Source organism: Massilia phyllosphaerae, from assembly GCF_034659755.1.
In the GTDB taxonomy this organism is placed as follows: Bacteria; Pseudomonadota; Gammaproteobacteria; order Burkholderiales; family Burkholderiaceae_D; genus Telluria; species Telluria phyllosphaerae.
The window spans coordinates 103066-125115 of record NZ_JAXSQX010000008.1 but is presented as its reverse complement, the minus strand read 5'-3'; the positions used below and the strand labels follow the sequence as shown (position 1 = coordinate 125115).

The 22050-nt window shown below is 68.0% G+C and carries 19 protein-coding genes and 1 pseudogene; 10 read left to right on the top strand and 10 right to left on the bottom strand.

Annotated features, from left to right (window positions below; translation table 11 throughout):
* Nucleotides 1–20: 20 nt before the first annotated feature.
* Nucleotides 21–1967: a sialate O-acetylesterase gene (locus U1H99_RS25690; protein ID WP_323144515.1), complete on the bottom strand. Its 1947-nt coding sequence runs from the start codon at nucleotides 1965–1967 to the stop codon at nucleotides 21–23.
* 137 nt (nucleotides 1968–2104) lie between these two features.
* Between U1H99_RS25690 and U1H99_RS25685 the strand changes: the two genes are divergently transcribed.
* The 3 genes and pseudogenes from U1H99_RS25685 to U1H99_RS25675 all read left to right on the top strand — a co-directional run bounded on the left by U1H99_RS25685 (nucleotide 2105) and on the right by U1H99_RS25675 (nucleotide 4267).
* On the top strand, nucleotides 2105–2506 hold the full coding sequence (locus tag U1H99_RS25685) for a hypothetical protein (RefSeq protein ID WP_323144514.1): 402 nt from the start codon (nucleotides 2105–2107) through the stop codon (nucleotides 2504–2506).
* Between the two features lie 12 nt (nucleotides 2507–2518).
* Nucleotides 2519–3064, top strand: a pseudogene (locus U1H99_RS25680) (glycoside hydrolase family 3 N-terminal domain-containing protein); the annotation flags it as partial.
* Nucleotides 3065–3196: 132 nt separating this feature from the next.
* Entirely contained in the window at nucleotides 3197–4267 is a 1071-nt protein-coding gene (locus tag U1H99_RS25675; protein WP_323144675.1) for a glycoside hydrolase family 3 C-terminal domain-containing protein, read from the top strand.
* A 3-nt stretch (nucleotides 4268–4270) separates the two neighbouring features.
* Here U1H99_RS25675 and U1H99_RS25670 read toward each other — a convergent pair whose 3' ends face one another.
* Together U1H99_RS25670 and U1H99_RS25665 are read right to left on the bottom strand one after the other, a co-directional pair.
* On the bottom strand, nucleotides 4271–4783 hold the full coding sequence (locus U1H99_RS25670; RefSeq protein ID WP_323144513.1) for a CcdC protein domain-containing protein: 513 nt from the start codon (nucleotides 4781–4783) through the stop codon (nucleotides 4271–4273).
* The gene (locus U1H99_RS25665) at nucleotides 4780–5298 is read right to left on the bottom strand and encodes a CcdC protein domain-containing protein (protein ID WP_323144512.1); all 519 of its coding nucleotides are present in this window, start codon (nucleotides 5296–5298) and stop codon (nucleotides 4780–4782) included. The genes U1H99_RS25670 and U1H99_RS25665 overlap by 4 nt, the downstream gene beginning before the upstream one ends.
* Before the next feature lie 100 nt (nucleotides 5299–5398).
* On the opposite strand from U1H99_RS25665, the gene U1H99_RS25660 reads away from it, so the two are divergent.
* The gene (locus U1H99_RS25660; protein ID WP_323144511.1) at nucleotides 5399–5569 is read left to right on the top strand and encodes a hypothetical protein; all 171 of its coding nucleotides are present in this window, start codon (nucleotides 5399–5401) and stop codon (nucleotides 5567–5569) included.
* Nucleotides 5570–5603: 34 nt separating this feature from the next.
* Here U1H99_RS25660 and U1H99_RS25655 read toward each other — a convergent pair whose 3' ends face one another.
* Nucleotides 5604–6092, bottom strand: coding sequence for a P-loop nucleotide/nucleoside kinase family protein (locus tag U1H99_RS25655; RefSeq protein WP_323144510.1), 489 nt, complete (start codon nucleotides 6090–6092; stop codon nucleotides 5604–5606).
* Nucleotides 6089–6901 (bottom strand): helix-turn-helix transcriptional regulator, encoded by an 813-nt coding sequence (locus U1H99_RS25650; protein WP_323144509.1) that lies wholly within the window; start codon nucleotides 6899–6901, stop codon nucleotides 6089–6091. Before U1H99_RS25650 ends, U1H99_RS25655 begins: the two co-directional genes overlap by 4 nt.
* Nucleotides 6902–6995: 94 nt before the next feature.
* Here U1H99_RS25650 and U1H99_RS25645 point away from each other — a divergent pair, with 94 nt between their 5' ends.
* Nucleotides 6996–7886 carry an SDR family oxidoreductase gene (locus U1H99_RS25645; RefSeq protein WP_323144508.1) on the top strand — a complete coding sequence of 297 codons (891 nt, stop codon included), beginning with the start codon at nucleotides 6996–6998 and terminating at the stop codon, nucleotides 7884–7886.
* Between the two features lie 182 nt (nucleotides 7887–8068).
* On the opposite strand, the gene U1H99_RS25640 is transcribed toward U1H99_RS25645, so the two are convergent.
* Both U1H99_RS25640 and U1H99_RS25635 read right to left on the bottom strand, forming a co-directional pair.
* Nucleotides 8069–12583, bottom strand: coding sequence for a translocation/assembly module TamB domain-containing protein (locus U1H99_RS25640; protein ID WP_323144507.1), 4515 nt, complete (start codon nucleotides 12581–12583; stop codon nucleotides 8069–8071).
* Nucleotides 12583–14436, bottom strand: coding sequence for an autotransporter assembly complex protein TamA (locus tag U1H99_RS25635; protein ID WP_323144506.1), 1854 nt, complete (start codon nucleotides 14434–14436; stop codon nucleotides 12583–12585). The genes U1H99_RS25640 and U1H99_RS25635 overlap by 1 nt, the downstream gene beginning before the upstream one ends.
* A 165-nt stretch (nucleotides 14437–14601) precedes the next feature.
* Here U1H99_RS25635 and queC point away from each other — a divergent pair, with 165 nt between their 5' ends.
* Nucleotides 14602–15327 (top strand): 7-cyano-7-deazaguanine synthase QueC, encoded by a 726-nt coding sequence (gene queC / locus U1H99_RS25630; protein WP_323144505.1) that lies wholly within the window; start codon nucleotides 14602–14604, stop codon nucleotides 15325–15327.
* A 47-nt stretch (nucleotides 15328–15374) separates the two neighbouring features.
* On the opposite strand, the gene U1H99_RS25625 is transcribed toward queC, so the two are convergent.
* Entirely contained in the window at nucleotides 15375–15740 is a 366-nt protein-coding gene (locus U1H99_RS25625) for a hypothetical protein (RefSeq protein ID WP_323144504.1), read from the bottom strand.
* A gap of 231 nt (nucleotides 15741–15971) precedes the next feature.
* Here U1H99_RS25625 and U1H99_RS25620 point away from each other — a divergent pair, with 231 nt between their 5' ends.
* The 3 genes from U1H99_RS25620 to U1H99_RS25610 all read left to right on the top strand — a co-directional run bounded on the left by U1H99_RS25620 (nucleotide 15972) and on the right by U1H99_RS25610 (nucleotide 18893).
* The gene (locus U1H99_RS25620; RefSeq protein ID WP_323144503.1) at nucleotides 15972–16178 is read left to right on the top strand and encodes a hypothetical protein; all 207 of its coding nucleotides are present in this window, start codon (nucleotides 15972–15974) and stop codon (nucleotides 16176–16178) included.
* 147 nt (nucleotides 16179–16325) lie between these two features.
* Nucleotides 16326–16817, top strand: a complete 492-nt coding sequence (locus U1H99_RS25615) for a hypothetical protein (protein ID WP_323144502.1) — start codon at nucleotides 16326–16328, stop codon at nucleotides 16815–16817.
* 102 nt (nucleotides 16818–16919) lie between these two features.
* Nucleotides 16920–18893, top strand: a complete 1974-nt coding sequence (locus tag U1H99_RS25610; RefSeq protein ID WP_323144501.1) for a GAF domain-containing sensor histidine kinase — start codon at nucleotides 16920–16922, stop codon at nucleotides 18891–18893.
* Here the strand turns inward: U1H99_RS25610 and U1H99_RS25605 are convergent.
* The gene (locus U1H99_RS25605; RefSeq protein WP_323144500.1) at nucleotides 18862–19275 is read right to left on the bottom strand and encodes a PPC domain-containing DNA-binding protein; all 414 of its coding nucleotides are present in this window, start codon (nucleotides 19273–19275) and stop codon (nucleotides 18862–18864) included. The two genes, U1H99_RS25610 and U1H99_RS25605, sit on opposite strands and share 32 nt — an antisense overlap.
* A gap of 261 nt (nucleotides 19276–19536) precedes the next feature.
* Here U1H99_RS25605 and U1H99_RS25600 point away from each other — a divergent pair, with 261 nt between their 5' ends.
* Nucleotides 19537–19809, top strand: a complete 273-nt coding sequence (locus U1H99_RS25600) for a hypothetical protein (RefSeq protein WP_323144499.1) — start codon at nucleotides 19537–19539, stop codon at nucleotides 19807–19809.
* A 1-nt stretch (nucleotide 19810) separates the two neighbouring features.
* On the opposite strand, the gene U1H99_RS25595 is transcribed toward U1H99_RS25600, so the two are convergent.
* Complete coding sequence (locus U1H99_RS25595; RefSeq protein ID WP_323144498.1) at nucleotides 19811–22021, bottom strand: hybrid sensor histidine kinase/response regulator; 2211 nt, start codon at nucleotides 22019–22021, stop codon at nucleotides 19811–19813.
* Nucleotides 22022–22050 lie beyond the last annotated feature (29 nt).

The window sequence follows — 22050 nt, the reverse complement described above, 5'->3', positions numbered from 1 at the left end:
GGTATGCGGGGAGTATAGGCTTACTTCACGTCCATGCGGAACGGCGCCGCCGGCACATCGTCGGCACCGAACAGGTTGACGAAAGGCGCGTCGGCCCAGGCATAGCGCACCTGCGTCACACCCGCCGCGTTGGCCCCTTTCAGCACGACCCGGTCGCCGGCGACGACGGCATCGGCATAGGTGCAGACCGCGCCGGCGCAGGTCTCGAAGCCGATCGCGCGATTCGACGCATAGGTGAGCAGGCCGCCATTGGTCTGGCGGAAGGTGACCACGATGTCGCCGCCTTCGCGCGTCGCCGCCACCGCTTCCGGCCCGCCCGGCGCGATGTCCTTGTCGCCATAGGCCACGACACGCGCGGCACGTGCCAGGCGCTCGCCGACGATGGTCTTCTGGGTCGGGTGGATGTCGAAGCGGTCGCCGAGGTCGAGCGTGAGCGCCAGGCCGGCATGCGCATCGTTCTTGACGCTCAGGGCCTCGGCCTCGCGCAGTTCGGCCCAGCCCGACTTGCCGGGCGACTTCGGCGCGGCGCCGTAGCCGGGCAGCTGCACGATGAGGAAGGGCAGGTCGGCCTGGCCGAACCCGCGGCGCCAGTCGCGCATCAGGAGCGGCAGCAGCGTACGGTATTCCTCGCCGGCCCCGGCATTCGATTCGCCCTGGTACCAGGCGGCCAGCTTGAACTTGTAGCCGACCAGCGGCGCAAGCATGCCGTTGTACAGCGTGGTGAAGCTGGTCGGCACGTCCCACGGCGACGGCGCCACCGACTGGCCCTTGAGCGGGGTGCCGAGGCGGTACTTCCATCCCGGCGACAGCGCGACGAACTGGCCATCCACCGTGCGCACGCCGCGCGTGGCCGGCTGGCCGGTCAGGCCGCCTGCGCTCCCACCATTCAGCACGCGCAGCGCGATCACGTTGCGTCCGGCCTTGAACACGCCCGGCTGGACCGCATAGTCGCGCCACGCCCAGCCGGTGCTGCCGCCGCCCACGCGCACGCCGTTGACCCAGGCGGTGTCGTAGGTCTCGACCGGGCCGAGCTGGAGGGCGTTGGCGCTCCTGGCCTGGGCTTCCGTCAGGTCGACCGTGGTGCGGAACCAGGCGACGCCGTCGAAATCTTTAAATGCGGGGATGCCGCTGTCCTTCCATGAGCCGGCCGGCGTCAGCTGCGGCCAGGCGCTGTCGTCGAAGCCGGGCGCCTTGAAGGCGCGCTCGCGCGCGGCGGCCGGGTCGTGCGCATCCCACCAGGCTTCGACGCGCTTGTCCTCGCGCCCCATGGCGCGCGCCGGCTGGGTGGCGAGTTCCTGCACCAGGTCGGCGCCCGCGGTGTAGGCCGGCAGGGTGCGCAGCGAGTCGCGCCCGATCCAGCCCTGGATCGTGGTGCCGCCCCAGCTGGCGTTGATGAAGCCGATCGGCACCGCGTAGCGCTGCTGCAGCGAGCGCGCCATGAAGTAGCACACGGCGGAAGCGTCGCCGATGGTGTCGGGTCCCGCCACCTTCCAGGCAGCCGGCTGCTTGAGTTCATCCTGCGGGGTAAGGGCGCTCGACTTTTCGACGTTCAGGAAGCGCAGGCGCGGGTTGGCCGAATTGTTGGTGGTGGCCCAGGCATTGGTCGCGTTGCGCACCGCGAATTCCATGTTCGACTGGCCGGAGCACAGGTAGACGTCGCCGACCATGATGTCCTTGAGGCTGGCCGCCGACCCTGCCGCGGCCAGGTCCAGGGTATAGGGACCGCCGGCGGGCATGGCCGGCAGCTGCAGGCGCCATTTGCCGTTCTTGTCGGCCTTGCCGCTGACGCTGCGGCCGTTCAGCGTCAGCGTCAGCGCCTGTCCGGCATCGGCCGTGCCCCAGACGGTGATCGGCTGGTCGCGCTGCAGCACCGCGTGGTCGCTGAAGACGCGCGCGAAACCGGGATCGGCGGCGTGCGCGGATGCGCATGCCGCCAGCAGGGGCAGGACGAAGAATCGGGTGTTCATGGGGTCTCCTTTATTTTGGGCGGCAAGTATGTTTGCGCTAACCGTTTTTGTGTATAAATGATGTTATACCAAAAATTGACATACATAAAAGAGGAGACAGGATTATGCAAGGCAAAAACAGGATCAGGATCCGCACCTTGGCCTTACTGGTCACGGCACTGTGGGCCGGCCAGGCCGGCGCGGCCGGCTACCCCTTCCAGGACACCGCGCTGGCGCCGGACGCGCGCATCGCCAACATGCTGTCCCTGATGACGGTCGACGAAAAGATCGATGCGCTGTCGACCGATTCCGGCGTGGCGCGCCTGGGCATTCCCAGCTTCGGCAGCACCGAGGGCATCCACGGCATCGTGCGGCGCGGCGACCAGGACCATCAAAAGTCGCGCATCACCACCACCCAGTTTCCGCAGCCGCCCGGCATGGGCGCCAGCTGGGACCCGGCACTGGTGCGCCGGGCCGGCGCGGTACAGTCGACCGAGGCACGCTACATCACCCAGAGCGCGGCCTATCAGAAGCCAGCCCCGCAGCCGATGCTGATGTAATGGGGTCCGCAAGCCGACCTGGCGCGCGATCCGCGCTGGGGCCGCGGCGAAGAGGTGTACGGCGAGGACCCGTTCCTGGCCGGGACCATGGCGGTGGCCTTCACCCGCGGCATCCAGGGCGACGACCCAAAATACTGGCGCGGCGCCGCGCTGCTCAAGCACTTCCTCGCCAACAGCAACGAGAACGGGCGCGGCAACTCGTCGTCCGACTTCGACGAGCGCCTGTTCCGGGAATATTATGCGGTGCCTTTCCGCATGGGCTTCGAAGAGGGCGGCGCGCGCGGCGTGATGGCGGCCTACAACGCCTGGAACGGCACGCCGATGGGCGTGCACCCGCTCCTGAACAGCCTCGTGATCCAGCAGTGGGGCGTGGACGTGGTCTCCAGCGACGGCGGCGCGATCGGCAACCTGGTCAAACTGTATAAACGCTATCCGAGCCAGAAAGAAGCCGCGGTGGCGGGCCTGAAGGCCGGCATCAACCAGTACCTCGACACCTACAAGGACGAGCTGCGCGCGGCGTTCAAGGAAGGGACGATCACCGAGGCCGAGCTCGATGCGGCGCTGGCGCGCAAGTTCCGCGTCACCCTCAAGCTGGGCCTGCTCGATCCGGCCCAGGGCAACCCCTACGCCGCGATCAAGGATGGCGCGGCGCCCTGGGACAGCGCGGCGCACAAGGCGGTGTCGCTGCAGATGGCGCTGGAATCGATCGTGCTGATGAAGAACGAGAAGCGCATGCTGCCGCTGTCGAAGACCGGCATCAAGCGCATCGCCGTGATCGGCCCGCACGCCGACAGCGTGCACTGGGACTGGTATGGCGGCATCCCGCCGTACAAGGTGACGGCGTTGGACGGCATCCGCGCCGCCCTGGGGTCCGGCGTGCAGGTCGACTACGTCCCCGGCAATGGCGGCGGCGCGGCCGAGCGTGCGGCGCGCGCGGCCGACGTGGCGGTGGTCCTGGTCGGCAACGACCCGACCTGCGGCCCCAACATGGGCAAGGAATGGACCGACGCCGGCACCAAGCCCTGCGCCGACCCCGGCGACGGCCGCGAGGGCCGCGACCGCGAAACCTTGCAACTGGCCCAGGAAGCCCTGGTCAAGCAGGTGCTGGCGGCGAACCCGAAGACGGTGATGGTGCTGATGTCGAGCTTCCCGTACACGATCAACTGGTCGAAACAGCACGTGCCGGCGATCGTGCAGATGGCGCATGCGTCGCAGGACCAAGGCAGCGCGCTGGCGCAGGTGCTGTTCGGCGACTATAACCCCGGCGGCAAGCTGGTCGCCACCTGGCCGGCGTCGATGGCGCAACTGCCGCCGATGATGGACTACGACATCCGCCATGGCCGCACCTACATGTACGCCAAGGGGGCACCGCTGTTCCCGTTCGGGCATGGCCTCAGCTACACCAGCTTCCGCTACGCCAGGCTGCGCACCGATGCCGCGGCGCTGCCCGGGGACGGCGCGCTGAACGTCGAGGTCGAAGTGGCCAACACCGGCAAGGTAGCGGGCGACAGCGTGGTGCAGCTGTATGCGGCCTGGCCGAAGTCCGCCGTGAGCCGGCCGCAGAAGATGCTGGTCGGCTTCCAGCGCGTGAGCCTGAAGCCGGGCGAGACGCGCACCGTGCGCATCCCGCTGGAGGCGCGCCGGCTGGCCTGGTGGAACGCCGCGCGCGGCGCCTACGAAGTGGAGCGGGTGCCGGTGCGGCTGATGCTGGGCGAGTCCTCGGCCGATATCCGGCTGACGCGGACGGTCGAGGTGCGCTAGCGGTCAGGGGCTGTCGATTTCCTTGCGCTTCTGCTTGCGCCAGCGCATCAGGCTGAACGAGAAGCTGGCGAAGTAGGCAGCCGTGATGCCCAGGCAGACCATGGTCACCGGGCTGTCGGTGAAGCGCGGGTTCGGCTGGCTGCTGCCCTGGTTCATGTAGATCTCGATGCCGAGGTAGACCACGCGCGCCACCAGCAGCATCGCCACCAGGATGCTCATGCGCTGCGGCACCGAGAAGAAGTAGCCTTCCGGCGTGGCTTCGAAGCGGGTGCGGCGCAGGCCGTAGCTGCCCAGCGCGATGCCGCCGATGGCGCCGGCGGCCAGCGCGGCCAGCTCAAGCGGACGGTCGGCCAGTTCGGAGGCAGGCACCAGCAGCATCGCGCTGAACACGAACAGGCCGGTGTAGTGGCGCGACAGGATGGAACGCTGGCGCCCCATCTGGGTTTTCAGGCGCTGGTAGATGCGCCAGATCAGGAGCGGAACGAGGGCGATCAGTGCGAGGGTAGTCAGGCTCATTGCGGATTCAGGAGAGGTGCGGAGAGTGCGGCCTTGCGGCGCCAGGCCAGCAGGCCGAAGGCGTAGGTCATGTAATAGCCGGCCAGCAGGCCGAAGATGAACAGGGTCAGCGGGCTGGTCGCGAATTCGTGGTGCTGCAGCGCGCCCAGGGCATAGTATTCATAGGCGCGGTAAGCCATGCGGCCCATGAACAGCAGGGCGATCAGCATGCCGATCGGCGCGTGCGGCGTGAAATAATAAGTGTTGCCGACCTGTTCGAAGCGGGTCTTGCCGATCGCGATGCGGCCTAGCACCACGCCCAGCGGCAGGCCGGCCGCCAGCGCGATCAACGGCAGCGCGCCGGTCAGGACGGCGCCGGCGGCGAGCGCCAGCACCAGCAGCGGGAAAAACACCAGGGTCGTGCGGTGGCGCCAGGTCTTCGACTGCTGGCGGCTCGTCAGGCGCTTGATACGGCTGTACACGCGCCACAGCACGAGCGGGGCGACCACGGCGGCAACGATGGGAGTCGGCAGCATGACGGTTCCTTTCAGTCGAATCCGCCATTGTAATGCAGGTGAGCGTCACCTAAGTAAAGGCCGTGGTAGTCTTTTGACCATGTTTTCAGGAGATTAACAGATGATTGCAGCCACTATCCACGCGCACCGCGCACCCGATCCGGTTCCTTCCGAGGAACCGCCGCCCGATCCCTTCGACGGCAGCGATCCGCACCAGCCGCCGATCCGCACGCCGCTCAACGACGAGCCGCCGATCGATCCGAAACCGAGCATCGCCCGCACGCTGCACTGATCGGCATCCTGCCCTGCCGCGCGCTCGCGCGCGCTCAGCGATACGTCCTGACCGTAAAACCCTCCTCGGGCGCGGGCGGCACGAACAGCGCGCTGATCGCCTCGAACTGCTCGACCGACATGGCCATCGACCCCGGCGGCTTGTCGCGGTTGCGCTGGTGCAGCTGTTCGATGCAGCGCGCACGCGGCGTGTCGACGAAGTGCAGCACGTGGCCGAAGCCGGCGTCGGCGTCATTGAGCAGGCTGCGGAACCAGGCGCGCTGGGCCGGCACGTTGGCCGGAAAATCCAGCACCACCGACACGCCTGCGCGCAGCAGTTGCAGCACGTGCGGCGCGACCACGGCCTTCAGGCGGCGCGCGTAGGCGAGGTAATCGTCGAAGCCGCGGATCTCGGTGGGGTACAGCTGCTGCAGCCAGATGTCCTCGCATATCAGCACCGCACCATGCTGTGCGGCCAGTTGGCGCGACAGGGTGCTTTTACCGGCGGCCATCTTGCCGCACATGAAGTGGAGGGTCGGCGTCATGCCGGTGCTCCCATGAGCGTACGCACCTTGTCCGCATCGGCCGGCGTGGCCGGATTGTAGATCACCATGCCCAGGTCGGGCCGGCCTTCCACGGCGAACGAGGAATATTCCAGGGACAGCAGGCCGACCACCGGGTGGCGCAGCTGCTTGGTGCCTTCGCCGTAGGCACGCACATCCTGCGCCTGCCACATCGCATCGAATTCCGGACTGTGCATGCACAGGTCGCGCACCAGCGCTTCGGCCTGCGTACGCGCCCCGGCGCCCGCGCGCGCGAGGTCGGCGCGCAGGGCCGCCACCACGAAGCGGGCCACGCTGTCCCAGTCGAGCTGCATGCTTTTGTTGTGCGGATCGAGGAAGATGCGGCGCAGGATGTTGCGCTGCTCGTCCGGCCTGCCGTTGTAGCCGAACACGGCGGCGGCGGGGCGGTTCCAGGCGACCAGGTCCCAGGTCAGGGTTTTGACCAGCGCCGGGCTGACCGGAAACGCGTCGAGCACGCGCTGCAGGCGCGGCGACAGGCGGGCTTCCGCCTGGTAGCGCGGCTCGGGCGGACGGCCCAGGCCGAGCAGGAACAGGTGCTCGCGCTCGGCCCCGGTCAGCATCAGCGCGCCGGCAATCCGCTCCAGCACCTCATCCGACGGGGCGCCGCCGCGGCCCTGTTCCAGCCAGGTGTACCAGGTGGCGCTGATGTTGGCGCGCTGCGCCACCTCCTCGCGCCGCAGGCCGGGCGTACGCCGGCGTGCGGCCGGATAGCCGAGCGAGGCCGCATCGATGCGCGCGCGCCGGTCCTTCAGGTAGTCGCCCAGTTCCATGCTGTTAGTCCTTATACCGGTATGTCGTCACTACTTTACCCGCATGCGCCGAGCCGGGATAGTAGGCGCATTCGCAACCCATCAGGAGAACATCATGCGTGTATTCGTTACCGGTGCCACCGGTTTCGTCGGCGCGGCCGTCGTCAGGGAACTGCTCGGCGCCGGCCATGCCGTCGTCGGCCTGGCCCGTTCGGAAGCCGGGGCGGCGGCCTTGCGCGCGGCCGGTGCCGCGGTCCACCACGGCACGCTCGAGGACCTGGACAGCCTGCGCCGCGGCGCGGCGGACAGCGACGGCGTCATCCACACCGCCTTCAACCACGACTTTTCGAAGTTCGCCGCCAACTGCGAGCAGGACCGGGTCGCGATCGGGGCGCTGGGCGAGGCACTGCGCGGCTCGGCCCGGCCGCTGCTGGTGACCACCGGCCTGCTCGGCCTGGCGCCGGGGCGGGTGGCGCTCGAGAGTGACGCCGCGCACGTGGTGAGCGCGCAGGTCCCGCGCGCCTCCGAACAGGCGGCGCTGGCGCTGGCGGACCAGGGCGTGCGGGCGTCGGTGGTGCGCCTGCCGCCGTCGGTGCACGGCGCGGGCGACCATGGCTTCGTGCCGATGCTGATCGACCTGGCGCGCGACAAGGGCCGGTCGGCCTGGATCGGCGACGGCGCCAACCGCTGGCCGGCGGTGCACCGCTTCGATGCGGCGCGGGTGTACCGGCTGGCGCTGGAGCGCGGCGCGCGCGGTGAGCGCTACCACGCGGTGGCGGAGGAGGGCGTGGCGTTTCGCGAGATTGCCGAGGTCATCGGGCGGCGTTTGCAGGTGCCGGTGGCGGGCGTGCCGGTGCAGGCCGCGGCGGCGCATTTCGCGTGGTTCACGATGTTTGCCGGGCTGGATGCGCCGGCCTCGAGCGTGTGGACGCGCGAGGTGCTGGGGTGGGTGCCGGGGGAGGGGAGGCTGCTCGCGGATGTGGATAGCGAGCGTTACTTCGCGTGACTGCACATGCGCGTCGTCCCCGCGAAGGCGGGGATCCAAGTTGCACGAGGTGCTGCATGCGTTCGCAATAATCAGCGAACTTGGGGCTCGCCTGCGCGAGGAGTCGTTTCCGGCAGTGCCGGGAACGACGTTTACAAGCTGAGGATCGCTAATACGTTAGCGATCCTCAACCTCCGACCGTATCAATCGAAGGCCCACGAATAAAGCACGTCCAGCGCCGTATTCGTCCCCGTCTGCAGCTGCAGCGTGATGCGCGGATTGATCTTGTAGCGCAGCCGCACCAGGCTGCTCGCGGTGCCCGCGCCCTGCTCGAAGCCGAGGTACAGGCGCGACGAGATGCGCTTGCCCACCGTGACCACGGTGTTTTCCAGGCCGGTCGCCTGGCCCTGGCCCTGGCGCACGCCGAGTTCGTCGAGGCCGAGCGAGTTGGCGATCTTGCTCTGGATGCCGCCGGTGCCGCCCTTGCCGCCGAGCAGGGCGCCGGCGGCGGCGCTGAGGACGTCGGCTTCGTTACCGGTGGTGCCTTCCATGCCGTGGCCGAGCACCAGCCAGGACAGTTTTTCGCTGTCCTGCACGTTCGGCGTCGAGACCAGCTTCGCGACCGGCGCCAGCGCCGTGCCGCGCACCTGCACGCCTGCTTCGACGTTGGTCTCGCTCAGCTGATCGCCATCGGGGCGCTTGCGCACCGCCAGGATGTCGATCGACGGGTTGTCGTAGGCGCCGTTGAAACTCACCACGCCGCGCTCGATGCTCAGGCGCTGGCCGTAGGCAGCGTAGGTGCCGCTGACGGTGCGCACGCTGCCGGTGATGCGCGGCGGCTTGTCGCCCACCATGCGCACCTGCACCGCGCCGGCCAGGTAGGCGTCGGCACCCATGCCGCGCAGGTGGAAGTCGTCGCCCAGGTCGGCCGCCAGGTCGATCGTCAGCGGCACTTCCTTCGCTTTCGGCGCCGGCTTGGCGTTGGCTTCATTGCCGCGGCCGAGCACGATCACGTCGTCCGAGATGGTGGGGCGGTCCACCGGCGCCAGTTCGATCAGCGCGCGGTCGGCCTTGAACTTGCCTTCGACCGCGAAGCGGTTGGCGTCGCGCACCACGCTGGCCTGGCCGCTCAGGATCAGGGTGCGGTCCGGGCGCGACAGCGCCGCCAGCTTGTCGGCCACCAGGCGCAGGTTCATGGTCGCTTCACCGTTGGCAAAGCGGATGTTGCCGTCGGCGGTGGCGCGGCCGCTGGCGCCTTCCAGTGTCAGGCGCTGCAGCTGCAGCTGGTCGCCGGCCAGCACGGCGCGCAGTTGACCTCGCTGCAGGCGGATGCCCTGGTCCGGCCAGCGCGCCGACAGGTTGTCGCCGTTGACGGTGCCGTTCAGGGTAGGCGCGCCGACCGTGCCGGCACCGTTGACCGCCAGGTTCAGCGCGCCGTCCAGTTCCAGCCCCGGCTGGCCGATCAGCGGCGAGACCCAGGCCAGCGAACCGAGGCTGGCGTTGGCGGTAAGGCGCAGCGGGCTGTCGTTGTCGATGCGGCCGCGGATCATCTGCGCGGTGGCGTCCACGCGCGCGCTGCCGACGCGGCTGCCGTCCAGCGCCAGCTGGGCCCGCAGCGCGCCGCCGGCGACGTCGGCGCGCAGGTCGAGCTGGCGCAGGCCGAGCACCACCGGCGCGGTCTCGCCGGCGATCAGGTCGCCCTTTTCGCGGAACACGTGCAGGTTGCCGTTCAGCGCCGGCACGGCGTTGGCAGCGGCGGGCATCTGCATGTCGAGCGCCCACTGCGCGCCGAGCGTCATGTCGCCGCGCAGGTTCTGGCGCACCGCATCCGAGGCTTGCGCCAGGTAGCTGACCGGCACCCCGGTGGCGCTGCCGCGCGAACTCCAGCGCGGGCCCACCTTGGACAGCGATTCGACCGTGATGGCGCCGGCCGGCAGCCGCACCACGGCGCCGTTGAAGGCGATCTGCTCGGGCTTGGCCAGGCCGGCGATGCCGGCACCCGGCGCCGCCGCGATGCGGATCGGCGTCGGCGCCGCCAGCGTCAAGGCGTAGCGGCCGCGGTTCTGCAGGGTCTGCAGGGTGCCAGCCCAGACGCTGTTGTTGCGCTTGTCGGTGGACAGGCCGCCGCGCACTTCGACGGCGGCGTCGAAGGCATCGCTGCGCGCCGACGCCGTGATGGTGTGGGCGCCGCGCGTGCCGGTCGATTGCAGGCGCGCCGCGGCGATGCGGGTGTCGCCGCTCGAATAGTCGGTGACCTGCACGTCCAGCGCCAGCGGGTCGGCGGCGCCGCGTCCGGCGCCGAGGTTGGCCGTGGCACGCAGGCTGCGCAGGTTCTGGGTGCCCATCAGGCGGATGTTCTGGCCTTCCAGCGCCGCGCTCAGCGACGGCATGTCCATGGTGCCGGACAGCGCGCCCGACCCACGCAGGCTGCCGCCGAAATCGGGGCCGACTGCCGCCAGCTGGGGCGCGTCGATGCGCCAGTTGAGCGTGTCCTTGCCGGAGCCGAACGCGCCTTTCGCGGCGATTACGTTGGCGCCCAGGTGCAGGTCGACGTCGGCGTTCGACACGTGGCGTTTATCCGCCGTGAGCTTGGCGTAGCCCCACAGCGGCGAATTCGAGAGCGTCGATTCGCGCAGGATGTCGAGGTTGACCGAGCCGCCCATGTTAGCGCCCGTGCGGCCGTTCGCATCGAAATTGCCGCTGATGCTGCCGGCCAGCGGCGCGCCGAAGGCGGCCGGATTCAGGCGCTGCATGCCGCCCTTGGCTTTCACCTCGACCACGCGCGCATTCTCTGGGCCGGCCAGCCATGCTTCGCCGGTGGCGCGCAGGCTGCCGTTGTTGTTCTTGCGCTGCGCCGGCACCCAACCCAGGCCACGCGCGTCGACGTCGAAGGTGGTGCGCGGCGCCGCCATGGTGCCGCTGACGACGCCGCTGGCCAGCAGGGAACCGTACAGGTCGGCGCGCACGGCGTTCAGCTGCTTGCCGTCGAGGCGCCAGGACAGCGTTTCGCCCGGGCGGCCGAAGGCGCCGCGCAGGTCGACCGCGTTCTGGCCCAGCGCCAGCGTGGCATTCACGTCGTGCACGTGCAGGCCGGCCGCTGCGCTGCTGCCCTGTGCGCCGGTGCCGGTGCCTGTGCCTGTGCCTGCATCCGCCGCCAGCTTGCCGCGTCCGCTCAGCGCCTGGTCGAACAGGCGGCTCGGACGCAGCGCGAAGTCGGCCGCGACCTGCCACTGCGGCGCCAGCGCGCCGGCGGCATTGATGTCGGCATTGATGTCGGCCTTGGGGAAGTCGCCAAAGGCGGCCGGATCGAGGTGGCTGGCCACCGCGTTGACCTTGAACGGCTTCTTGTCCAGCAGGCTGGCGTTGCCGGTCAGGGCCACGCTGCCCTTGCCGGCCGACAGGCGTGCCTGGCGCACGGTCAGCTCGTTGTTGGCCAGCGCGGCTTCGGCCACCAGGCGCAGGCCGGCGTCGCTCAGGTTGACGTTGAGCGTCTGCGTGTCCTGTTCGTTGGCGATCTTGAGGTCGCCGGCGATCGCCGTCGGCTTCATGCTCGAATGGATCTGCTTGAGGTCGATCTTGTCGGTATGCAGCGTGAATTGCGCGGTGCCGATGCCTTTTTCTTCGGGTCCGCGCTGCACGCTGCCGCTGCCCGTGAAGCGTCCGGCGCCGCCCAGGTCGAGCAGCACGTCGCCGAGCTGCATCGCCGACAAATTACCGCCCAGCTTGCCGCGCATCGCGCGCAGCGGCAGCCGCTGCTGGTCGATGGTGCCCTGCGGGCCGTCGTTGGTGAGATCGACGCTGCCGCTGACGTTGCGGTTCGGGTCGAGCTTGGCCGACACGGCCAGGTTCAGGTCCGCGGTCGGCAGCGACGGGTTGAAGAAGCCCGGATCGATGTTGCGCGCATTCAGCGTGAGGGCCTGCAGCGGGATCTCGGCGAACGGCGACAGCACCAGGTTGGCGGTGCCCTGGGCGCGCGCCGCCTGGCCGCTGGCGTCCAGCACGGTGCGCTGCAGGTCGCCGCCGGCGTGCAGCTTCAGCTGGGCGCCAATGGAGCCGGGCTGCGACTTGTCCTGGCTGAGGGTGGCGTCGGCCGCCAGTTTATAGGGCTTGGCGTTGTTGATGGTGCCGTTGGCCGCCACCTGGCCCCAGGGGGTGCTGGCGGACGCGTAATCGAGCTTCCACTGCTGCTTGTCGCCGTGCAGGCCGGCGCGGATGTTCTCGATCGGCGTCTCGACACCCTTGTTGACCATCACCAGTTTGGCCAGGCGCGCGTCTTCGACCGCGATCTTGAAAGGCGGCGCCAAGCGCTCGGGCATGGTGGCCGGCTCGTCGGTTTCCTTGAGCATCTCCATGCGCAGCGACTGCGCGTACAGCTTGTTGATCTCGACGCCGCGCGACAGGTATTGCCAGGGCTTCCAGTCGATGTCGATGTTGTCGGCGGTGATGACCGAGGTCTCGGTGCGGAACACGACGTGCTGGACGTGCATGTGGCCATACAGCGAGCCGCTCACGCCGCTCAGCGTGAGCTTGCCGCCGCTGGCGTTGGCGACGCGCTGGGCAATCATCTGCAGCGTGGTCTCGCGGCCCAGGTACCAGACGGCGCCGCCGAGAACGACGCCGGTGACGACCACGCCGATCGCGACCCGGCGCGGCCAGCGGCGCGGGTGCGCCGCCGCGGCGGGCGTGTCGGGATCGGGGGTTTGGTTTTCGGCGTTCATCAGAAAGTAAATCCAAGTGAGAAGTGCAGGCGGACTTTTTTCACCGCCTGGCCACGGGCGATGTCGACCGCCAGCGGGCCGACCGGGCTGCGCCAGCGCGCGCCGATGCCGTAGCCGACCTTCGGTTTCAGGTCGCTGAAGTTGTCGGCCGCGTTACCCGCGTCGTAGAAGATGGCGGCGCCGTAGGGCGGCTTGAACCACCAGTCGTATTCGGCGCTGGCGGTGAACAGGTAGCGGCCGCCGGTGATGGCGCTGCCGACCGGGACACCGAGTTCCTGGTAGGCGTAGCCGCGCACCGACTGGTCGCCGCCGGCGCGGAACAGGAAGGTGGACGGCACGCCGTTCTTGTCGGCGGAGCCGACGGCGCCGAATTCGCCGCGCACGATCAGGGTGCCCGACGGTCCCACCGGCTTGTAGGCGACGCCGTGCAGGTACAGGCGCACGAATTTCTCGTCGGTCAGGATCGGCAGCAGGGCGCCGCCGATCTGGGCGTTGGCGACGTAGCCGCGGGTCGGCAGCACCAGGCTGTCCAGCGCGCGCTTGGTGATCGAGAAGGTCAGCGGCACGCTTTTCACGCGCGAGGTCGGCTCGGTGTCGCCTTCGATGGTGACCTGTTCGGTCAGCGCCGCCAGCGTCAGGGTGCGCTCGAGCAGCGGCGAGCCCCAGGAACGCTTGGCCGTGATGTCGGTGGTGCGGGTGATCTGGCCTTCCAGGTCTTCGCGCTTGTAGCCGCCGCCCAGGCTGTTGCTGTAGCCGTTGGACGTGGTCGGCCAATAAAAATCGGTACGCGCGCTCTGGCGCTTCTGTTCGTACAGGACGCTCGACTTCATGCGCTTGCCGAACACGAACAGGTCGTCGTAGTTGGCCTGCAGGCGAGCGCCGGTGTTGGTCGAAAAACCGACGCCGAGCGACAGGTTCTTGCGCTTGTTTTCGCTCACGCGCACCAGCACCGGCAGCGTGGTCGGGCCGGTGGCGGCGGACTGCTGCGGTCCCTGGCCCTGGTTCAGGTCGCCGATCTGCTCGCTCAGCACCGACGACATGTCGGCGCTGACTTCCACCGTGCTGAAGTAGCCGGTGTCCTGCAGCCGGCCCTGCAGCGCCTGCAGCGTCGCTTCGCTGTATTCGTCGCCCGGGTGGATCTGGTTCAGGTTCTCGATGATGCTGGCCGGGTAGCGTTTCAGACCTTCGATTTTCAGTTCGCCCAGGCGCACCTCGGGGCCGCTGTCGAGCACCACCTTGAGCACGGCGCTGTGCTTGTCCGGATCGACGGTGGCGCTGGAATCGAGCAGCTGGGCGCGCGGGAAGCGCGTCTGCGTCACCCGGCGCAGCAGGCTGCGCTTGGCGCCTTCCCAGTCGGCGGTACGGAATCGTTCGCCCACCGGCAGCGTCCAGGTGGTGCGCAGGGCGGCCGCATCCAGCGGCGCCGTCGTGGAAGAACCGCTGCCCTTGTCGGCGGCCGCGAAGCCGCGCAGTTCGATGTCGACGTCGGTCACGTTGACCGGCTGGCCCGGCTCGACGATCACGCGCGCGACCGGCTTCGACCCCGAGGTGTCGAGACCGGCGGAGACTTGCGGGGTGTAGTAGCCTTCGGTGGCGATCAGGGTTTTCACCTGCTCCGGCGCCACCCGGACCAGGCGCTGCAGCTGTTCCAGGTCCATGCGCGCATTGCCGCGCCAGCGCATCAGGTCGAGATTGTTTTCCAGCAGTTCGCGCAGGTTGCGCGGAGCGTCGATCCGCACGGTGTAGTCGAGGCCGGTTTTCGCTTCGGCCTGGGCCGGATCGCGCGCCGGGTCCTGGGACTTGTCCTGGGCCAGTGCCCCGGCGGCAAAGCACAGTGCGTTCACGCCCAGCACGATTTGTGCCAAAATTCGTGGTCGCGCCGGCGCCATCGCAGCCAATCGTTTGGGTCGTGCGGAAAACATGTCACTCCAGTCGTCAATATGCCAGGCACATCTTAACGGAATGTCAAAATTAACGGCGGACGGTTTGTTTCGCAAAATAATTTCGGAAATATCAATATGCTTCAAGCAGACACCGCTCTCGTATTGTTCAGTGGCGGACAAGACTCCACCACCTGCCTGGCCTGGGCGCTGCAGCGCTACGCCCGCGTCGAGACCATCGGCTTCGATTATGGCCAGCGCCATGCGATCGAACTTGCCGTGCGCCCGACCGTCCTCGCGAAGATGCGCGCGCTGTCACCCGAATGGGATGCGCGCCTGGGCGAAGACCACCTGATCGACCTGTCGCTGATCGGCAAGATCTCGGATACCGCGCTGACCAGCGACGTCGAGATCAAGATGCAGGAAAACGGCTTGCCGAACACCTTCGTCCCGGGCCGTAACCTGATGTTCATGACGGTGGCCGCCACCGTCGCCTACCGCCGCGGCTTGAACGTGCTGGTGGGCGGCATGTGCGAGACCGATTTCTCCGGCTATCCGGACTGCCGCGACGACACCATGAAGGCGCTGCAGGTCGCGCTCAACCTCGGCATGGCCACACGCCTGAAGGTCGAGACCCCGCTGATGTGGATCGACAAGAAGCAGACCTGGGAACTGGCGGAGCAATGCGGCGGCCAGGCGCTGGTCGACCTGATCCGCTTCGACACCCACACCTGCTACCTGGGCGAGCGCGGCGCCGCCCACGACTGGGGTTACGGCTGCGGCGTGTGCCCGGCCTGCGCGCTGCGCGCGCGCGGCTACGCCCAGTACGCGCAGGAACACGCGCAGGAAAGCAAGAAAGCCTGACCATCCAGGCTGCGCGCCATGCGCCTGGTGGAAGGCCTGTGGAAGCTTCAGGCAATCCGCGGCTGGCGGCGCGCGCGCCGCGCCAGGTACCAGATGACGGCCAGCGGCAGCAGCAGCGGCAGCAGGAAGGGGGCGACCACCAGCGCCACCACCAGCGCGCCGAAGGCCAGGCCGCCGGCGCACACGATGCCGACGCCGGCGAACACGATGGCCAGCAGGCCGCCCACCAGCAGCAGGATGAAGCCGGCCAGCATGATGCCGCCGCCCGCGAACACGAGCCCGATCAGCGCTTCCAGCGGACCGTCGGCTGGGTCGCCGTTCACCATGAACAGGGTGCCGCCATGGCCGTCGAAGGCGCTCCAGCACAGCAGGGCAAACAGGAACAGCAGGATGATGGCGGTGCGGTCTTTCATGGTGGCTCCTTTCGGGTGGTTCGTGGACATGGCACCAATGTACCGGTAGCGGCCACCGTGCCTCCAGCCCGGTGCGACGGGCTGCAGCTTGGCGGGGCCGAAGCGGCGGCAGGCAGGATGAACGGGGGGCGAATGGGGGGCGCCATCGAGCCCTGCCTTGCGCCAAATCAAGCCTTGCAATGCGGGGCTCGGCGTCTATACTGACAGCCTGCTCTGTCGCAGGAGGATCTTATGCACATCGTTCAACGCCTTGTCCGCGGGATGGCATGGGCCGATGCGGCCGGACACAAAAATCCGCCCTCGGCGCCACCTGCCATTCCCCCGATTATCATCAACCCGTTCAACCGGATCATTCCGATACCGCCGCCGATCGATCCGCTCGAAACGCCGCCCGGCCCACCCATCCTGCCGCCCGGCATCCCCATGCTGCGCATGTAACTGCGGCCTGTCCAACCCGGCGTCCGGTGCCGGCGCGCACCGGATACGGTAATCCGGTGCGTTTTAATGCGGTCAAAGCTTGTTTCATGGGCCGGAATTTCCTATGATCTGTTCTTTAGGAATTGTCCTACCCTATTGAGACCGAACATGAACGACGAAGTATCCGACCGCGACGATGACGCTCCGGTACAGGAAGCGCGCCTGTGGCAGGGCAACGGCTGGACCGCGCGCGTCATCAAGAACGACGACGACGACGGCTGGGCCGTGGCCATGTACAAGGATGGCGAATCCGAACCGGCCTTGGTCGGCCCCTGGACCATGGGGCGCGACAAGAAGAACCCGAAGCCGCTCGACATCAACGCTTTCCACACGCTGGTCAAGACCGCCTCCGAGGTGATCCGGCGCCACGAGCAGCAATTGCATGCGCAACTGCACAAGAGCACTGTCGTATCGACCGAGCAGGGCGAGCTGAAGATCACGCTCGACATCGTGCCCGACGAAGACAACCCGTATGCCGTGCTGACCGCCGTCGACCAGATGGGCGAGCAGGTGGCGCAGGTGCGCGTGCAGCCGACCTTCAAGCTGTCGCCGTCCTCGGCCATGACCTGGGTCGACAACGATTTCCGGGCGCCGCGCTGAGCGTGTCGCCGGGCTGCAATATTTCCACAACACAATGATCTATGAGGCGCGCTAACCTGATAATATTTCCATAGTGCATTTATATGCTGAATGGGGAGATCCATGGAAAGCCGTCTTGACCGCCTGGAGGCGGTGCAGTCCATGTTGCTCGAAATCGGGCAGCTGTCCGCAAGCTGCACCGACATCACCGAATTCATCGGCGCCGTCCACCGCGCGCTGGGCCGCATCATGTATGCGGAGAATTTTTACGTCGCCCTCGCCGAGCGCGAAGACAACACCGTCCGCTTCGTCTACTTCGTCGATACCGTCGACCAGGGGCCGAGTCCGGACGAACGGGTGACGCTGGCCTCGCCCGAGCAGTCGCCCACGGCCTGGGTCATGCTCAACAAGAAGGCGATGTCGATCACCGCCGAGCAGATGCGCGCACGCATCGATGCCTACAACAGTGGCCGCAACTGGGGCAGGGGCAGCATCGCCGAGCACTGGATGGGCTGCCCGCTGTTCGACCAGCAGCACACTGTGCTGGGCGCCATCGTGATCCAGAGCCATTTACCTCAGCACAGGTACGGCGCGGAAGACGAAGCGCTGTTTGCGCTGATCGCCAACCACGTCTCGAACGCCCTGCAGGGCCTGCAAAGCATGGACCGGCTGGAACGCGCGGTGCAGGAGCGCACGCGCGCGCTGGCGCGCGAAGTAACCGAGCGCCGCCGCGCCGAGCAGGTCCAGCATGCGCTGTACCAGATCGCCGACCTGTCCGCTTCCGCCATCGAGCCCGAGGCGCTGGCAGCCAACCTGCACCGCATCGTCGGCGAGCTGATGGTGGCGAAGAACTTCCTGATCGCGCTGGCGCATCCATCCAGCGGCGAGATCAGCGTGCCGTACTACGCCGACGAGCGCGACACCTACACGCCCAACCAGCGCTTCCCGATCGGCGCCGGCATGGTGTCGCACGTGCTGCAGACGCGCCAGGCGCAGCTGCACGACGCCGGCAGCGTGGCGCGCCTGCGCGCCGCCGGCAAGGTGCGCGAGCCGCTCGGGAACATCGACGTCGCCAGCTGGATCGGCGCCCCGATGCTGGCGCACGACCAGGCCTATGGCGTGCTGGTGGTGCAGAGCTACGACCCGACCGTGGTGTATACCAAGAGCGAGCTCGACTTGCTGGCCTTCATCGCCAGCCACGTGGCGGTGGCGCTCGCGCGCATGCAAGCCGACCGCGCCGTGCGCAAGGCCAAGGACAGCCTGGAGCAGCAGAACGCGGCGCTGGCCCAGGCCCTGAACCAGCTGAAGGACGCGCAGTCGGAACTGGTGCGCCAGGAAAAACTGGCGTCGCTCGGCCAGATGGTGGCCGGCGTGGCGCACGAGATCAACACCCCGCTCGGCATCTGCGTCACCGCCACCAGCCACCTGGTCCAGGAACTGAAGCTGACGCGCGAGGAACTGGCGGCAGGCGAGATGACCGAGGACAGTCTCGGCGCCTTCTTCGACGTGGTCGACCAGTCGCTGCGCATCATGACCACCAATACCCAGCGCGCGGCCAGCCTGGTGCGCAGCTTCAAGCAGGTGGCGGTGGACCAGTCCTCGGACGACATCCGCAGCTTCGCGCTGGGTACCTACCTGAACGAAGTGCTGTTGTCGCTGCAGCCGAAACTGAAGGGGCGCAAGGTCGCGGTCGAGGTGGCGTGCGCGCCGGACCTGGTGCTGGAGAGCTTCCCCGGCGCGGTGTCGCAGATCGTCACCAACATGGTGGTCAACTCGCTGCTGCACGGCTTCGAGCACGGCCAGGCCGGCCGCATTCACTTGCGGGCGGCGCTCGACGCCGAGGGCATGGTGGACTTCGAATACGGCGACGATGGCGCCGGCATGGATGCCGCGACGCTGGCCAAGCTGTTCGACCCCTTCTTCACCACCAAGCGCGGCAGCGGCGGCAGCGGCCTCGGCGGGCACATCCTGTACAACCTGGTGACCGGCGCCCTGAAAGGCACGCTGCGGGTCGAGAGCAGCCCGGGGCAGGGCTTGCGCTATTACCTGCGCTTCCCGCAAAACATCAAGAAGAGGCCGCTGGCGGCCGCTGCGTGACGCATAACTCCTTGTAGCCCGTCGCGGGATCGTGCTCGCGGCTGAAACGGTGCCCCGGCAGCAGCGCCACCAGCACCTCGGCCGTGGTCCGCACCAGACATCCCGCCCCCATGTGGCCGCCGACCACGCGGCCTTCTCCATCCGACACCGAGATATGCAGGTGCGGGCCGTCAGGTCCCAGCGACCCGCCCAGCGTCAGGATCTCCAGGTCGCCGCGCAGTTCGGTAGCCTCCGGCTTGCCGGCATAGCGGATGCACGCCACGCTCAGGCTGCCAATGCCCTGCACCACGAAGGCCGCGTCGACCCCATGCAGGCGTGGAATCGCGTCGAGCGCCGCCCGCAGGTCGGTACCGGCCGAGAAACGCAAAGGCAGCGCTTCCATCTTCATTTCCACGCGCGCCGCGGCATGGCAATCGAAACTAATAGTTTCCTAACGTCAACAATGTTGAGATTGCAATTGATAAATTTAAGATTCTTAGGACGCATTATTTTGGTAAGAAATGGATAGATTGTTTCCACACAGACCGATTATCATAGCGTTGTCCTGAAAGACACCCATAAAAATACGGAATATACGGAAATGTTTCAAAAAATTACAACTATTGCCAGTGTGCTCACGCTGCTCTCGGCTTGTTCCACCACGATGACGCCTGTAACCGGGAATCACTATGCCAGCACCGATGGCGCGCTGCAAATTCGCGGCGAGCTGGTCGACAGCAGCAACGTGCGGATCTACGTCAACAATGCCAAGGTTATCGAAGACAATGTGTCGCTGCTCAAGGGCGATGGCGATTTCAGCGGCAGCTTCCAGGGCAAGCCGGTGCATGCCAGCTGCGCTACTGTGAGCGGACGCGCGCTGTCGGGTACCACCTGCATGGTCGCCTTTGCCGGCGAACGGGTCAGGCTGACCCTGTAAACTAGCGCGGGCGCGTCAGCCCGGCCAGCAATTCCACCAGCTGGCCTATCTCGTAGGGCTTGGCCAGCACTTGCACGCCCGGTACCACGGCGCGCTGGTCGGTGTAGCCGGTGGCCAGCACCACCGGCAGGCCGGGACGGCGTTCGCGCAGCAGGGCGGCGAGGTCGATGCCGCTGACCTGGCCGGGCATCACGATATCGGAGAATACGACCTCGGTGTCGAGTCCTTTCTCGATCATCGCCAGTGCCTGGTCGCCGCTGGCCGCGACCACCACGTCGAAGCCGGCGTCTTCGAGGCCGCCGACCACCGCTTCGCGCACCAGCGGATCGTCTTCGACGAACAGCACGCGGCCGCTCGCCTGCCGTATCGCTGTGCCGGTATCGGTGGCACCAGCCGGGCTATGGGACAGCGGCTGCGCCGAGCGCGGCAGGTAGAGATCGATCGTGGTGCCGACGCCCACGCTGCTGGCCAGCGCCAGGAAGCCCTGCGACTGGTTGGCGAAGGCATACGCCTGGGGCAGGCCGAGGCCGGTGCCTTCGCCCGGCGCCTTGGTGGTGAAGAAGGGATCGAGCGCGCGCGCCAGCACCTCGGGCGGCATGCCGCTGCCGCTGTCGGCGACCGTCACCACCACGTAGTCGCCGCCGACGCGTTCCATGGTCGGTTCCAGGCACGTGTTGCGTACGCGGATCTGCAGGCGGCCGCCGTCGGCCATGGCGTCGCGCGCGTTGATGGCGAGGTTCAGCAGGGCCAGGTCGAACTGCAGCGGGTCGATGGTCACCGGCCAGGCGCCGTCCTCGCAATCGATGTCGAGCGTGATGCCGTGGCGCAGCACGCCGCGGATCAGCTGCAGCGAATTGCGCACCTGCTCGGCCGGATCGACGGTCAGCAGGCGCGCATCCTGCAGGCGGCCGAAGGAACCGAGGCGCGTGGTCAGCGCGTTGGCACGGCCGACGGTGCGCTTGCAGGTGTCGATCAGCGACTGCACCCTGGGCTGGTTCGAGGTCAGCGCGGCCAGCTGCAGGGCGGTGGTCAGCGTCTGCAGCAGGTTGTTGAATTCGTGGGCGATGCCGCCGGTGAGCCGGCCCAGCGCTTCCAGCTTTTGGCTGCGCATCAGCGCCTGCTGCGCCTGTTCGCTGGCGGCCACCGCCTCGGCCACCCGACCTTCCATCTCGTGGCGCGCGCGGCGGATCTCGATGCTGGCGTCCGCCATGCGCCGCGCCACCGCATCCAGTTCGGCCACTTCCTGCGGCGCATACGCCACTTCGACGCCCTTGCCCAGGTCGTCGGCGCTGCGGCCCAGCTGCTCGATGGGCGCGATCGCGCGGCGGCCGACCCAGCGCGCGCCCGCCAGCGCCAGCGCCAGCAGCAGCGCCATCATCGCGGCCAGGAAGGCAGCGGCGTGCAGCGGCACGCGCCGCAGTTCGGCCTGGGGAATGGTGACCATCACTTTCCAGTCGACGTCCGGCACGGTGCCGAAGAAGCCCTGCACCGGGGTGCCGGCCAGGTTGGTGCCGTTGAAGATGCCCTCGCGCCGGGATGCGAACTGGTGCTGCGCCTCGGCGCTGACGCTGCGGCCGCGGAAGTACTCGGGTTCGCGCGTGCGCGCGATGATGCGGTTGCTGCGGTCGACGATCACCGCCTGCCAGCCGGCCGGGAAGCGCTGGAGCTCGAGCAGGTGTTGCAGCTGCCCGGCGTCCTCGCTCATGCTCAGGAAATAACGCAGCTGGCCCTGGATGCGCACCGGGACCTGGATCACGAAGTCGTGCTGCCCGCTGAACGGCGCCGGAAACAGGTCGGACACCAGTGTGCGGTCGGGACCGTATTTGGCGATCAGCGCCTGGATGTTCGAGCGGCGCCGCTCCGGCAGCGCCTGGTCCGGCGCCGCGCGCGTGTTCATCAGCTGGCGGCCCGTCGTTTCGAGCAGGATGATGGCGCTGTCGCGCGTCGGCGCCAGCAGCCTGGCATGCTGGGAGAACTCGCCGAGATCACCCTGGGCCAGTGCCGGCGAGGCGGCCAGCGCATGCAGGACGCCTTCGCGGGTTTGCAGGTCGTTCTGGACCAGCAGGGCGAAGGCGCGCACCGCCTCGGTCACGCTGTTTTCCTGGGCCTGCCGTTCCTCGACGTAGACGTAGCCGACCGCCAGCGCCGCCGCCGCGAAGGCGGGCACCAGGATGGCCAGGATGATGATCAGCAGTCGGGTTCGGATACGCATCGTGAAAGTCGGCCGCCTCGACAGGACGG

Excerpts from the sequence above, each read along its gene's own strand:
- U1H99_RS25615 (WP_323144502.1), top strand. The coding sequence starts at position 16,326 with ATGAACGACGAAGTATCCGACCGCGACGATGACGCTCCGGTACAGGAA.
- U1H99_RS25620 (WP_323144503.1), top strand. The coding sequence starts at position 15,972 with ATGCACATCGTTCAACGCCTTGTCCGCGGGATGGCATGGGCCGATGCG.
- U1H99_RS25670 (WP_323144513.1), bottom strand. The coding sequence starts at position 4,783 with ATGAGCCTGACTACCCTCGCACTGATCGCCCTCGTTCCGCTCCTGATC.
- U1H99_RS25690 (WP_323144515.1), bottom strand. The coding sequence starts at position 1,967 with ATGAACACCCGATTCTTCGTCCTGCCCCTGCTGGCGGCATGCGCATCC.
- U1H99_RS25625 (WP_323144504.1), bottom strand. The coding sequence starts at position 15,740 with ATGAAAGACCGCACCGCCATCATCCTGCTGTTCCTGTTTGCCCTGCTG.
- U1H99_RS25675 (WP_323144675.1), top strand. The coding sequence starts at position 3,197 with ATGGCGCTGGAATCGATCGTGCTGATGAAGAACGAGAAGCGCATGCTG.
- U1H99_RS25610 (WP_323144501.1), top strand. The coding sequence starts at position 16,920 with ATGGAAAGCCGTCTTGACCGCCTGGAGGCGGTGCAGTCCATGTTGCTC.
- U1H99_RS25650 (WP_323144509.1), bottom strand. The coding sequence starts at position 6,901 with ATGGAACTGGGCGACTACCTGAAGGACCGGCGCGCGCGCATCGATGCG.
- U1H99_RS25655 (WP_323144510.1), bottom strand. The coding sequence starts at position 6,092 with ATGACGCCGACCCTCCACTTCATGTGCGGCAAGATGGCCGCCGGTAAA.
- U1H99_RS25660 (WP_323144511.1), top strand. The coding sequence starts at position 5,399 with ATGATTGCAGCCACTATCCACGCGCACCGCGCACCCGATCCGGTTCCT.
- U1H99_RS25600 (WP_323144499.1), top strand. The coding sequence starts at position 19,537 with ATGACGCCTGTAACCGGGAATCACTATGCCAGCACCGATGGCGCGCTG.
- U1H99_RS25595 (WP_323144498.1), bottom strand. The coding sequence starts at position 22,021 with ATGCGTATCCGAACCCGACTGCTGATCATCATCCTGGCCATCCTGGTG.
- queC (WP_323144505.1), top strand. The coding sequence starts at position 14,602 with ATGCTTCAAGCAGACACCGCTCTCGTATTGTTCAGTGGCGGACAAGAC.
- U1H99_RS25645 (WP_323144508.1), top strand. The coding sequence starts at position 6,996 with ATGCGTGTATTCGTTACCGGTGCCACCGGTTTCGTCGGCGCGGCCGTC.
- U1H99_RS25665 (WP_323144512.1), bottom strand. The coding sequence starts at position 5,298 with ATGCTGCCGACTCCCATCGTTGCCGCCGTGGTCGCCCCGCTCGTGCTG.
- U1H99_RS25640 (WP_323144507.1), bottom strand. The coding sequence starts at position 12,583 with ATGAACGCCGAAAACCAAACCCCCGATCCCGACACGCCCGCCGCGGCG.
- U1H99_RS25605 (WP_323144500.1), bottom strand. The coding sequence starts at position 19,275 with ATGGAAGCGCTGCCTTTGCGTTTCTCGGCCGGTACCGACCTGCGGGCG.